The organism is Bacillaceae bacterium S4-13-56 (assembly GCA_040191315.1).
Taxonomy (GTDB): Bacteria; Bacillota; Bacilli; order Bacillales; family JAWJLM01; genus JAWJLM01.
On sequence record JAWJLM010000012.1, the window covers coordinates 39,095 to 52,381 of the forward strand.

A 13,287-nucleotide genomic window follows, 5' to 3' on the forward strand; every position below is an offset into this window, starting at 1 on the left:
ATCTTCCAATGTATACTTCACCCTATAACAATTATATTCTCAACAAAAAACCTTTTCAATAGTATGAACACCACCGCATACTTAATAATAATTCAGTAACAATGGACAGATATCCTTCTTTTTCGTGAAATGATGAGTATTTTCAAGAAGCATGAATGGCGGCTTAGCTGTTGTCTGACGAATCTCACTCCAATATAGTTAGACTGTAAACATAATAAAATCCCCCGACTCTATTTCTTCGCAAACAAGTCGGGGTTTTCGGCCTTTCTACCCTTGTAAATAAAGGAAATTCACGATGAGAAGAACGAAATCGCTACGCGATGGCAAAAAAGCTAAACCCTTTGTAGCAAAGATGGAATATTGAACTTTTCTGAGTTTTAATCCTGTTAAAAGTGCTGAAATATTTAAAAAACAGAAAAAAGATTGAATCTCCGTATTTTCCGACTTTTTCGACGTAAAAACCCTTTTTTAAATATGTATATTTTTTGACGGTTTAATGGTAATTGTAATTCTATTTAAGGCCGCGACTTCGTCCTTCTGGGCAATCAAAAATTTTGCCGATTCAGGTCAAACTTATAAAAATGAAAACCCAACGGTTAATTTAAAACTGCCCGTTGGGTTCTCTTTCGTGCAAAACCTCCGATTGTTCCCTAATAGAACCGCCCCTACCAGCACACCCCTTTAAACTGGCCATTGCTCACAAAACTCTGTCCAATTGGATGGGCAGACACAGCCCAGCATTTACCTGTTAGATCGGAAACCAAATTCAGTTCTTCGTTTCGTTCCTGAAAGAGAGGTATCAAAATAGGTTCTTTCAATACTTACACTTCCTTTTATTTCTTCTTTGCCTATTTTAACCGTAAAATACTATAACATGAAAACTTCTATTTAACGAGGGAGAAGTGCTGCACCGACGACTCCAGCTTTTGAGCCCAATCCAGCTGGAACAATCTTAATTGAATCTAATAGTCCAGGGTAAACTAGGGCTTTAACTTTTTCACGGAGAGGTTCAAGTACCTGATTCCTAGATTTCATAACACCTCCACCGAGTACAAACACTTCGGGATTAATCGAATGAGCCAGATTCGCAATTCCGATTGCCAGATATTGAAGCGCTTCGTCAATAATTTGTTGAGCAGCACAGTTCCCTTTTTCTGCTAACTGAAACACTTCAGCTGCACCTTCTGTTATTCCCAGCTTTTCGCGTCCAATAGCAGAGATTGCCGTCCCACTTGCCAGTGCCTCAAGTGCACCTGGATTGAGATTAGAATGCTTACGTCCGTTTGGAGAAACAATCATATTCCCAATTTCACCTGCATACCCTTGTGCACCTTGAAACACCTTTTTATTAACGATAAAGCCTCCACCAATCCCAGTACTCACAGTAATGTAGTATACACTTTCATGGGCGGCTCCGGCTCCTATTGTTGCCTCCGCTAGGGCTGCTGCATTTGCATCATTGTCGAGAGCGACTTCGATTCCGAGCGCTTTTGATAACTTTTCAACAATCGGAACATTAGACCATCCTGTTAAATTCGGTGGCTCTATTATGATTCCAGTTTTAGAGTTTAAAGGACCCGGGGATCCAATTCCCACTCCTGAAATCAACTTGTCTCCTTTTACAGCATGAATCATTTCAACCATATTACCCATTACATAATCCGGTCCTTTTTCATGCTCTGTACCCTTTTCAAGTTCATCTAAAATAGTTCCTTGTCCATCTACTAATGCTACACGGAGATTTGTTCCACCTAAATCTATGCCAATTGTTGTGTAATTCGTCATAATAGGTAATCCCTCCAAAAGGTTAGGTTAATTCTTTTCTAAGAAAAGGAATACATAGGATATAAAAGCACCTGGCCATGAGAACCAATGTCTAGATGCAACTTCACCAGTTTCTTCATAAACAGCCTCTGAATACATACCATCCCATTGAACTGTTTCACGTAGTTTATTCATTACATATTCTTTTTTTTCTTTATGATTAATCAGGCTGGCATATAGTAACTCTTGGCCATCGCCTAGTGGCCATTTATGAGGGGTATGCACTGAACCAAGCCCTTCATATGCACCTGCATAGTATCCACCCTTATTTTCTTTAGAAAAAGCAAACTCCATGGTTGAGAGCCATTTTAAATCCGAACGATCACAGAATCCCCAAATCGGTGCAAAAACAGTTGGTAAGTCGTTGGCATCATGATAAATCTGATAGCCACCATTTAAATCTGTTAAATAAGCGAATAATTCCTTCCCGTCCTTATTGTACGTGAAATAAGTCAAACAGTCCTTTTTAACATGTTTCGCCATTTCACCAAGGTTTTCTTCGAAAAGATGTAAGTCCTTGTTAAGTTTATCTAGTTCCTTTAACATTTTCCACACAATTATTTGGCTCGAGAAATGGTATGGGTATTCCACTTCATCATCAGCTGGTGTTTCAGCTGTTTTAAATAACCAATGGGTTTCACTCTTGTGCTCCATCAGCATCGTAAAGACTTCCTTCACAGTCGGAAGAACTCGTTCCACAATGGCTCTATCTTTGAATTTATGATAATAATCGCACAGTTCTAACACAGGGTAACATTGCTGATCAAGCTGAAAAATCTGATCCTTACTATAGCCATTCGTTAAATAAGCTCTTCCCCAGTATCCATCGGGACGTCCCGCTTTTTCAAACATCCAAATGAGATGTCCTTTAATGATAGCTTGAACTTTTTGTTGCAACTCTTCTCCGCCTCTATAGTCCAGTGAAGCAAATAATAACTGCATCATATAATATGCATCTCTATTCCATGCCAATGGTAATAGCTGATGATCTGTAATGATGCAATATGATTCTTCTCCTATTGGCACCGCGCAGCAGTTCACAATATAATCGATATTGCGATTAATCACGAACTCCTTCCAATCAATCGGTCTAGCAAGTTCTTCTTGTATAGTTTGATTTTGTTTTATCGTGAGACCTTCCCCTAGAAGTTGACGCTCCGCATCATCTCCTACTACATATATAGCAGTTACAATTTTCTTTTCATTCCCCTGTAACTCAACCTCAAAGGTTTGATTTATTTCAAGAGAGTGGTCTGCAGATTTTTTATCTGCATTTAAAATAAATGGTTTGCTTTGTTCAAACACCAAAATTTCTGCCCGTGCTCCTAAATTTACATTTTGAAGTACGATTTTGTTACCTTCTATGGAAAGATTATTTTCCACAGGTGGAATTGGGATTGGACCACCCTCTGTCAGCTGCCCATAGCTGCTACGATTTAAACTTAATTGTCCTGAGAATTCAATTGGTAGTAAACTATCATTCTCACCCTTATTTTCAAGTTCCAATTGTTGAATAAGTACATCAACACCATTTGTTTTTTCAACAAAAAATGTTGAGCAGACTTCAACACCGCTATCTTCATATTTATAAGTTGGGAATTTTCCATCCTGTAGATACACCGTTGGTTTCTTACTAAAACCAAATGGACAGAATCCAAACCCAGTTGAGCTTACAGCAAGTTGTCTTCTGTAATTTCTAACAAAAGGTGTATCATAAAACTTATCATTCGGAAATTGCTCCACTGATGCTAGTGTCATATATCCATGCTCATGGTGGGGTCGGTTGATTGAACAAATTCGTCCTTCCTGATTTATACTTACAGCGAGTGAACCATTCCCCACATCAACCGGTTTTTGTAGGGAACTTTCAAGTAATGGCAGTAGATTAGCTACTTTTGTTACATTTTGTAACTGCATTAGTTTATCCTCCAAATTGTAAATAATATGAAATTATCCAGAATACAGGATTTATAAGAAAAGAGCAAGTTACTTAGTCAGCCGTGACAAGTGGTTGGCCCAAAGCGACTCAGGGAGCTAGGCACTGAAGCTGGACAATTCTCAAAGTGAATTTTATACTTTCTGGTTATCTTATAAAGAAAAGCCCGCCAATTGGCGAGCTAAAGGCAAATGCTCAATTATGCAAATCGTACCTTTGCATCATCAGATATCGCATCATTGTTAAATAAATGTAATTTGTCCTCTGCAGGAGTGAGGTATACTTTTCGGTCAGATGGAAAATTGCTGCCTGGCTCTGTACGAACACTAAATAATTTCTTGCCAACCTCAATAGCAATAAAGTCATCAGATCCTAGAGTTTCAGTTACAATAGACACACCTTCAATTCCATCTGTCACTGGCTTAAGACTGATTTGAAGATCTTCAGGACGCATGCCTAAAATGACTTCTTTTTGCGTAATGTTTGTTTCAATATACGATTTCATACTATTTGGTAGAGCAAATTTCGCTTCGTTATTTACAAACGTATAAATTCCGTTTTCTTTTACAAGTTCACCTTCTAAGAAGTTCATTGGAGGGCTTCCAATGAACCCTGCAACAAATCGATTTGCTGGATTTGTATATATCTCAGTTGGTGTCCCGATTTGCATGAGGTCACCATTTTTCATAATAGCGATACGGTCACTAAGTGTCATCGCTTCTGCTTGGTCATGAGTTACATAAACAATTGTAGATTTTAAGTGCTTATGAATTCTCTTAAGCTCTGTTCTCATTTTGACACGAAGCTTTGCATCAAGGTTACTTAGTGGCTCATCCAATAGTAACACCTCTGGATCAAGTACTAATGCACGTCCTAACGCAACACGCTGTCGTTGACCACCAGATAGTTCAGATGGTTTGCGGTCACCTAATCCGTTTAAATCTAATAGTTCTAGTGCCCATTCAATTTTTTCGTTACGAATCTTTTTATCTACTTTATTGATCTTTAACCCAAAACCAATGTTTGCTGCCACTGTCATATGTGGGAATAGCGCATAACTTTGAAATACCATCGCAATACCTCTGTCTTTTGAAGCGACATTGTTTGCCAATTTATCGCCAATTAATAGCTTTCCACCACTGATATCCTCAAGCCCAGCAATCATCCGAAGTGTAGTTGATTTACCGCAGCCTGACGGGCCAACAAGTGATATAAATTCACCATCATTTATTTCAATACTTAAATCCTTAACAGCTTCAAAGCCATTCGGATATTTTTTTTGCATATGTTCAAGACGAAGTCCTGCCATTATTTCACCCTCCTAAAGCAATTATTTCACAGCACCTGCTGTTGCCCCTGCAATCATGTATTTTTGCACAATAAATGTAAAAATGATAACTGGCAATGATACTAATAATGATAACGTTGCAATCGATACAGGGTTTGGTGAGAATGCACCTAATAATGTTTTTAAGTAAACAGGTAACGGAATCACATCAGCTGTTGATGTTGCCGTAATGAAATAAGAAAATACAAATTCATTCCATGATAATAAGAACACATAGATTGCACCAGCTGCTAAACCCGGTAATGCGACTGGTAAGATAATTCTAGTAAATGCGTAGAATTTTGTTGCCCCCATTACTTGGGCTTGCTCTTCTAGATCAATCGGAATCGTCTGGAATACTCCAATTGCAATTAAGATAATATACGGAAGTCCTAATAAGGTGTGTCCCATCGCTACCTTCAGTGTAATCGGAATGTTATAAATGATATCCAAATTAAAGAATTGCGCAACTGGTAGTACAGATGATACATCTGGGAACATACGCACAGATAAGATTAAGAATAAAACGAGGCCAATTCCCCAAAATTTAAAGCGCGCCAAGGCATATGCTGCTGGTGCACCTAAGCCCATTGAAATAATGATCGTTAAAAATGCAATTTTTAAACTAAACCAAGCACTTGACCAGAAACGGCCATCAGATAAGTAGTAGCTATACATTTCAAAGTTTGGGTCAAAGGGCCACCAAGGGATTGGATATTTGCCACCTGTGATCCAGCTTGTACGGTCACTGATTGAATATTTAAACATGATATATATTGGAAACAACACGATTACAATCGAGAAAACCATTAAAAATAGCCAAAAGATTTTTTCTATGCTCCATTTTTTCATCATTATGTCCCCTCCTTACACTCTTACTAAGAGCTCGTTTACTTTTTTCAAGAGCCAGTTCAAGAATACTGTAAAGATGACAATTAAGAAAATTAAAATCACACCAATTGCCGCTGCCATTCCCGGATTGTTCAATTGTACGAAATATTTCTCGATCAATACGCCCAAAATCGGATATGACGGTGCTAAGATATACGGGAAGATAAACTCTTTCCAAGCTTCGATTGAACGTAATACTAAAACCGAAGAAATAGCTGGGATTAATAGTGGAATTGTGATATACATGAACTGCCTTACACTATTTGCTCCCATTGTCTTAGCTGCTTCATATTGAGATTCATCAATTGATTGTAGACCTGCTAATAAAATCAACATTGAAATCGGCGTATCACGCCATACCTTACCTAGGATAGATAATCCTATTGCAAGTGTTTCATTGTTTAGGAACGAAATTTCATAATCTACAATTGCAGGAAACCAGCTATAGTCCCCCATAAGTAGGCTCGTTACATGTCCACCTTTGGAGAATAGTAACAATAGCGTTGCTGTCGTAACAATGGTTGGAATTGCAAGGGGTAATAGAAAAATACTTCGTACAATTCCTCTTCCTTTAAAACTTTTGTTGACAATTATTGCTGTCACAAGACCAGTTATAAGTTGAAGAGGGGTGGAAATGATAACAAACACAAAAGTTCGAGAAAATGCATCTTTAAATTCTTCACTACTCGTTAAATCTACAAAGTTTTGTAAGGTTGGACTGGTTTCTACCATTCCCCCAACATACGTTGTTAAAGACATCTGTAAAATAAAGAAAACGATAATTAGAAAAAACGCTAATATATAGAGAAAGCCTGGTATTAACGTAAGAAGCAAAAAGCTATTCTTTTTGATCTTATTAACGAAGCTTCGTTTTTCTTCATTTTTTTCTGATAGACCCATAAACGATCCTCCATTCCAAAAGATTAATTGGAAAGAGGGAACGTGCTCCCTCTTTCACCATTAATCATCGTGTTACTTGCTTAATTCTTGTGACTTAGGGCCATAAACCTCAGTAATCCCTTGATTTACTGTGTATTTTTCATCAACTACAATGTCATACCATGCATCTAAATACAATTGTACATATTCAGGCCATACTGTTACTTGAGGCATTTTTTGAACGCCTTCCTCCACTTGAAGGTTTGCTACATCAAATACTTCTTGCATCCATTCTTCAGCAAATGTACCGCCAAGGTCTTCTACGATATCATTACGAATTGGCATCATACCAAATTGTTGTGCTTCTGCTTTATGGTTTTCTGCATTTGTAATCCAACGAGCTAATTCATAAGAAAGTTCTGCATCTGGAGTTGATTGTGGAATACCCCACCAGAATCCTGCTAGTTGAGATCCGTGTGAGCCTTCACGAACTGGTTGACCATTTTCAAGGTCTAGTGATACACCTTTAGGCATAATTGCTAATCCCATGTCATCTGGATTTGCCAAATAACCAGTCATACTTGGGTCAGATCCACCGTGTATAAAGAAAGCATCGATTTGGTGCATAAAAGCTAAATATACTTTACCGTTAGCCATTGCTTGCCAGATTCCACCACCTGACCAACCTTCTTCCCACATACCTGGGTTATATAGATTATTGTTTTTCATGAATACTTCCCATTGGAACATATCCCTTACTGGTTGTGAATTCATATCAAGTACATCTTCTGGAGTTCCACCTGCTTGGTATACCTTTGTTACAAGCTCCGTTGTTGTTCCTTCATATTTCTGTGCGCGGTGTGCGATTCTTGGCTCTGTTGAACCATCATACTCTGTGTTTGACCAGTAATATCCTACAACAGCAAGGTCGTACCAATCCCATTCGTTTGGATCTGCTTCAAGTGCATAATCTGCAGGAAGCCCAACACTATTTTCAGCTTTAAACATTGATTCAATATCGCCTTCAAACTTTGACCAGTTGTCTACTGCGTCTTGCACCTTAGACTTCACATAAAGCAATGTGTTTGTTTCAATTTTTCTTGGGATATAGTATGGTTTCCCGTTAATAGTTCCCATTTCAATAGAGATATCTGTGTACTCTTTTAAATCTTCTTTTACTTTTTCACCAGCTGCAGTTTCAAGGTCCATCATTAATCCTTTTTCCACAAATGGTACTAAGTCAGAGTGTAAAGTTTTAATAAGTCCGATTGTGTTCTTGTCTTTGTCAAGCTTTAGAACGTTCTCTAAATCAACACCAGACTCATACGTACGAACATTAACGTTTACCCCATATTCCTTTTCAAAGCCTTTTATAATGTTTTCTCTAAACCACTTATCTTGTGCTTCCATCATACGGATGTACAGAGTAATTTCATCAGTTTTGAATTCTTCGCCCGTGTCTTTTGAAGCATTTGAATTGTCACTGCCTGAACAACCAGCTAAAATCCCAACTAAAAGCATTGCAGTCATTATGATTGAAAATAACTTTTTCATGAAGGTTTTCCTCCTAATATTTTATATTTTTAAAGTGTTTATAACTTTAAATCCTGAGTTATTTGTGATTCTTCCTAATTCAATCGCTTTCATTAATCTTCTTGCAGCACGTTCAAGTAATTCCTCACCCGTTCCCATTGAATCATTCAGAGTCATAACTTGGTCAACAATTGGTGACACTAGGTGTATTCCCTCTTGCTTTAAGGATGACATATCACCTTCAAACTGACCTGTAAAAACAACAACTGGTACATGGTACTTTGCTGCAATTCTTGCGATTCCCACCGGGGCCTTACCATTTAACGATTGTGTATCGAACTTTCCTTCTCCGGTAATCACTATGTCTGCCGTTTTGATGTGATGTTCAAGATTACTGGCTTCCGCAATTAACTCAAACCCACTTCTCATCTCAACTTTTAAAAACGATTGTAATGAATAACCAAAACCACCCGCAGCGCCACTTCCAGGTGAATCAATTTCATTTTTCGATACTGTTCTGTTTACAACTGAAGCATAATGCTCCATGTTTTTCTCGAATTCTTCAAGTTTCTCATTTTGAATGCCCTTTTGCGGCCCAAAAACATAGACAGCGCCATTTTTTCCTAGTAACGGGTTTGTTACATCTGATGCAATCGTGATTTCTACTTCATGTAGGTTTTGGTATAGCTGTGAACAATCTATTGATTGGACATTCCCCAAACAATCTCCGCAACCTTTTAGAGGTTGATGATTTTCGTCGTAAAATTTTACACCAAGTGCTTGCAAAAACCCTGTACCCGCATCGACAGTTGCGCTGCCACCAAGACCAATCAAGATTTTCTTGGCTCCTCGTTTTAACGCACTTTTAACGAGTTGGCCTGTCCCAAACGTTGAGGCTTTAAGAGGATTTTTCTCAGTTTCAGAAAGCAACGGCAATCCGGATGCGGAAGCGGTTTCAATAATTGCTGTTTTACTTTCTTCAATCCAGCCATATGCTGCTTCGATACTTCGCCCTAATGGATCCTCGACCCATTCAATCACCCTTTCACCATTCATGAATGTTAAAAAGGCTTCTACTGTACCTTCTCCACCATCAGCTACTGGTATCTTGATTGTCTCTATGTCACTATTTTCTTGCTTGATGCCATCTTCAATTTTGGCCGCAGCACTCGTACTTGGCACCGACCCTTTAAAGGAATCAGGTGCAATGACAATTTTCATATTATTCTCTCCTTTTGTCGGCCGTAGAGTCAGTAGTTTCCTCATAAATCTTGATAGAGAATGTCGTTTCCTGCATCTCCATTTTTTATGCGCACATGTTAGCACTTAACTTGTACATACAATTTGACTGGCTTGCTATTATCATACAAAACTATAAAAGCGTTTTCTATGTTACTCATAACAAAGTTAACACAGGAATTTTTGTTACAGAGAACATAAATACCGGTCTTATTATTTAAAAAACCTCCTACGCTTATGCGAAAAGAGGTTTCATAACACTTTCTAAATATTGTTGTAATGCCTCATAGGAATAATATCTTTTGCCGAGTTCAAAATTATGGTCTGTACAAGTTTGATAAAGCGTTGGATCGGTTAAAATCCTAACAATTTCTTGTGCTGCTTGCACCACCTTATCAGCTGGCACCTCAATTAAGCCGTTTGAAGCCACGGTATGTTGACCACCCAAACTTGTAAACATAAACTCCTTATCTGCTATGTCTGTTTGAAAGACAGGATATTCATAGATTACAATTGGTTTTTTCGCGAAAACTCCTTCTAACAGCTGATTTCCCCAACCTTCTAAAATACTTGGATATGTGATAAAATCCGCAATCACGTATGCATCCCAGAGTGAGTAAATCTTAAGCTGGTTTTCCAATCTTCGTGAATGGTCAACTCGTTCATTTACAAAACGGATATCCACATCAAGTTGGTTGGCTTTCTTTTTCAATAATTCCAGATACCTAGGCATTGATTCAGGTAATCCCGCTAGAACATAAACTACCTTTGTAGTTGGAATAATTTTCTTGCCATTATAGAGCTTTTTTCCAACCATCCCTTTCACTTGGCGTTGGATTTCAGATACAACATCTATTCCGAGCTCAATTGCTTTTCGTTCTGTAATACGAGTTGCCTGTAAGATTATGATATCGTCTTCATCAAGCCCAAGCGTTTCCCTTATATCATAGTTATAATCGTCAACTATCCATCGTTTACCATCAAAGTCAAATACATTCGGAACAACCTTAGATGAAATGCCTCGTCGTTCTATTAATTCATCTTGTGCAATTTTGTTAATCACGACATGGTTCACATTGTCTAATGCTGGCGGAAAATATTGTTCTAACCAGTCATTGATAAATGAGCAAGTTGGAGTACTATAGCGCTCCCTTTCCCAGTAAAAATCATGATGATGACAAAGATACGTAATATTCATCTTTTCAGCTACATGATAAAATGCAATCGCTGCAGGCAATCCCCACCCCAACGATAAGATATTATTTGGAATGAGCACGTCGATTTTTTCATTCTCTATAAATTTCATTAACTTTTGTTCTATTTTTGAAGTAAATAGAAGGATATCGTTCTTAAAGGACTCCTCATCTTCATAATCCATCAATCGATCATAGGCATTATATACAAACTTATTATTTAACGGGTGCATGTAATAAAGCTCCTCAATTACATACGCGGATGTTTGCCCTCCACTTCCTGCCAAAAAGAGTACCTCATGCCCCATCTTTTCAAGTGCAAGCTTCCATTTTTCCATTTCTAACGACACACCATCTGTTTCCCCAACTCGAAAATGAGCCAATGCAATTTTCACGTTATCACCCCTTGTTGAATTATGCTTTTAGCCATAAGACTTGATATGGCACAATTTCAATGTTAATAATTCCATCTTTATTTTCTACTTTTTTACCTGATACTAAATCGGTTAAGTTCTTACCCTTTTCAATACGAACTGATTCCTGAATAAATACAGTTTCGTTTGATACATTGATTAGCACCACAACTTCTTCTTGCTCATCTAAGGATGTACGCTTAATTGAAAATAAACGCTCGTCTAAAAACAGTACCTCTTGAAGGGCATTTGGATGAAAAGCCTTCTGTGATTTGCGGAGTGAAATCATCTTTTTAAACTGAGAGAAAATAAGTGAACGAACAGATTCTGGTTGCTTTAACTCTTCCTCTAGCTGAGTTCTATTTAATTTTTCTCGGTTAATGGAACGGTAGCGTCCCGTTTCCTCCACACCCTTCAAATCATTACCTGACCCTAGAAGACTGTGGATATAAATTCCTGGAACACCCATCATCGATAATAAAATGGATTGTGCCGCAATAAGGCGAGCTACCTTTGTTTCATTACTATCATTAACGCTAGATAATGCTTCAAGATAGTTGATGTTTAACTCATAAGGACTTTTCGTACCATCTCCATTGTCCTTATAGGATACAAACCCTCCGTTTTCTGTAACTTTCTCAAGCATGCCTTGCACTTCTTCGACTGTTAAAATTCCTTCAACAGGACGAACTCCAATTCCATCATGTGACGCAAGAAAATTGAAGAAGGTCGTTTGCTCAGATGTTGGTTCCAATGAATCAGCCCACTTTAATAATTGAGTTGCATTTCCATTGTGGAACGAGAACAAAGTTAGTGGTGGTAACGGGAATTGATACACCATTTGCGCTTCATTGTATCCATTACCAAAATAGCTAATATTGTCTTGATGAGGTACGTTTGTCTCTGTAATTAAGATTGTACCTGGTACAACTTCATCAAGTACCTTACGATAAATTTGAATAATCTTATGTGTTTCTTCTAAATGAATACAATTGCTTCCTAATTTTTTCCACATAAAGCCAATTGCGTCAAGACGAATGAATCGCGCACCTGTTTTTGCATACATGATTAATAGTTCAAGAATTTCTAAAAAGACCTTTTCATTTTCAAAATTTATATCAATTTGATCATCGCTAAAGGTTGTCCAAATATATTTCGGACCTTTACTTGTTTCAAATTTTGTTAATAATGGTAAAGCTCGAGGTCTTGTAACCTTACTGTAGTCTGCATTTGGGTCTGCTTCAATAAAATAGTTTTCATATTCTGGGTTACCCTTTACGTACTCTTGGAACCACTCGCTATGCTGAGAGATATGATTAATAACAGCATCAAACATTAAATCAAAATGGTTCGAAAGCCTCTTAATATCATCCCAATTTCCAAGTTCAGGATTCACTTCTTTATAATCAATTACAGAAAATCCGTCATCAGAGGAGTACGGATAAAATGGCAAAATATGAACCGCACTTATTTCTTCTTTTGCATGGGTGACTAGAAATTCATCTAGAGTTTGAAGAGGAGTTTTTCCATCTTCTTTAATGGAATCCCCATAGGTAATTACCATAATATCCTTTTCATCAATCCATTTATTATTGAAAGTTTCTTTTTCAATATACTTATCTTTCAGCTTTTCAATCTGGCTGTTTATTCGCTGAGCCTTCTCATTTCCATACACAAACGTTAATTTTTCTAGTATTTCATTGCTGTTTTTCACATAAATCATCCTTTAGGAAAGTTTTTTATAAGATACCTATTCTCTACTCATTGATACGTTTTTCTGCTGGATGGTTTCAGAAGCGTTCTTTAAAAAGTTAGGGCCAATCATCCCATTTTTATATACATCTTCGGCTATTCCTCTGCAGATATTTTTAATATTACTGAAGATGGGAGCCTTTGATTGTCCTCCCATGATTAGTTTCCTTCATTTTACACAAATATAAAAACGGTTACTATGTTACTCAAAACAAAAAAACCTTATTTGATTTAAGGTTTTTTGTTATTTGTAACAATGGATTCTAGAATAAAATCGGATTATGCTAAAGTTGTACTTTC

General features: G+C 37.5%; 10 protein-coding genes. All 10 read right to left on the minus strand.

Features of this window, described 5'->3' with window-relative positions; genetic code table 11:
* Positions 1–888: 888 nt before the first annotated feature.
* Positions 889–1,785, minus strand: coding sequence for an ROK family protein (locus RZN25_05635; protein MEQ6376306.1), 897 nt, complete (start codon positions 1,783–1,785; stop codon positions 889–891).
* A 27-nt stretch (positions 1,786–1,812) separates the two neighbouring features.
* A complete protein-coding gene (locus RZN25_05640; GenBank protein MEQ6376307.1) occupies positions 1,813–3,741 on the minus strand; it encodes a glycoside hydrolase family 125 protein in 1,929 nt (642 codons plus the stop codon).
* A 218-nt stretch (positions 3,742–3,959) separates the two neighbouring features.
* Positions 3,960–5,069 carry an ABC transporter ATP-binding protein gene (locus RZN25_05645; protein ID MEQ6376308.1) on the minus strand — a complete coding sequence of 370 codons (1,110 nt, stop codon included), beginning with the start codon at positions 5,067–5,069 and terminating at the stop codon, positions 3,960–3,962.
* A 21-nt stretch (positions 5,070–5,090) separates the two neighbouring features.
* Positions 5,091–5,942 carry a carbohydrate ABC transporter permease gene (locus tag RZN25_05650; protein MEQ6376309.1) on the minus strand — a complete coding sequence of 284 codons (852 nt, stop codon included), beginning with the start codon at positions 5,940–5,942 and terminating at the stop codon, positions 5,091–5,093.
* 12 nt (positions 5,943–5,954) lie between these two features.
* Positions 5,955–6,878 carry a sugar ABC transporter permease gene (locus RZN25_05655; protein MEQ6376310.1) on the minus strand — a complete coding sequence of 308 codons (924 nt, stop codon included), beginning with the start codon at positions 6,876–6,878 and terminating at the stop codon, positions 5,955–5,957.
* 72 nt (positions 6,879–6,950) lie between these two features.
* A complete protein-coding gene (locus RZN25_05660) occupies positions 6,951–8,411 on the minus strand; it encodes an extracellular solute-binding protein (GenBank protein ID MEQ6376311.1) in 1,461 nt (486 codons plus the stop codon).
* Positions 8,412–8,432: 21 nt separating this feature from the next.
* On the minus strand, positions 8,433–9,611 hold the full coding sequence (locus tag RZN25_05665; protein MEQ6376312.1) for a glycerate kinase: 1,179 nt from the start codon (positions 9,609–9,611) through the stop codon (positions 8,433–8,435).
* A gap of 253 nt (positions 9,612–9,864) precedes the next feature.
* Positions 9,865–11,217, minus strand: a complete 1,353-nt coding sequence (locus RZN25_05670; protein MEQ6376313.1) for a glycosyltransferase family 4 protein — start codon at positions 11,215–11,217, stop codon at positions 9,865–9,867.
* A gap of 19 nt (positions 11,218–11,236) precedes the next feature.
* Positions 11,237–12,949 (minus strand): sugar phosphorylase, encoded by a 1,713-nt coding sequence (locus RZN25_05675; protein ID MEQ6376314.1) that lies wholly within the window; start codon positions 12,947–12,949, stop codon positions 11,237–11,239.
* A 36-nt stretch (positions 12,950–12,985) separates the two neighbouring features.
* Positions 12,986–13,144 carry a hypothetical protein gene (locus RZN25_05680; GenBank protein ID MEQ6376315.1) on the minus strand — a complete coding sequence of 53 codons (159 nt, stop codon included), beginning with the start codon at positions 13,142–13,144 and terminating at the stop codon, positions 12,986–12,988.
* Between the last annotated feature and the right edge of the window lie 143 nt (positions 13,145–13,287).

What these genes read in the sequence shown, in the direction of transcription:
- RZN25_05635 (MEQ6376306.1), bottom strand. Translation starts at nt 1,785, where the DNA reads ATGACGAATTACACAACAATTGGCATAGATTTAGGTGGAACAAATCTC.
- RZN25_05640 (MEQ6376307.1), bottom strand. Translation starts at nt 3,741, where the DNA reads ATGCAGTTACAAAATGTAACAAAAGTAGCTAATCTACTGCCATTACTT.
- RZN25_05645 (MEQ6376308.1), bottom strand. Translation starts at nt 5,069, where the DNA reads ATGGCAGGACTTCGTCTTGAACATATGCAAAAAAAATATCCGAATGGC.
- RZN25_05650 (MEQ6376309.1), bottom strand. Translation starts at nt 5,942, where the DNA reads ATGATGAAAAAATGGAGCATAGAAAAAATCTTTTGGCTATTTTTAATG.
- RZN25_05655 (MEQ6376310.1), bottom strand. Translation starts at nt 6,878, where the DNA reads ATGGGTCTATCAGAAAAAAATGAAGAAAAACGAAGCTTCGTTAATAAG.
- RZN25_05660 (MEQ6376311.1), bottom strand. Translation starts at nt 8,411, where the DNA reads ATGAAAAAGTTATTTTCAATCATAATGACTGCAATGCTTTTAGTTGGG.
- RZN25_05665 (MEQ6376312.1), bottom strand. Translation starts at nt 9,611, where the DNA reads ATGAAAATTGTCATTGCACCTGATTCCTTTAAAGGGTCGGTGCCAAGT.
- RZN25_05680 (MEQ6376315.1), bottom strand. Translation starts at nt 13,144, where the DNA reads ATGGGAGGACAATCAAAGGCTCCCATCTTCAGTAATATTAAAAATATC.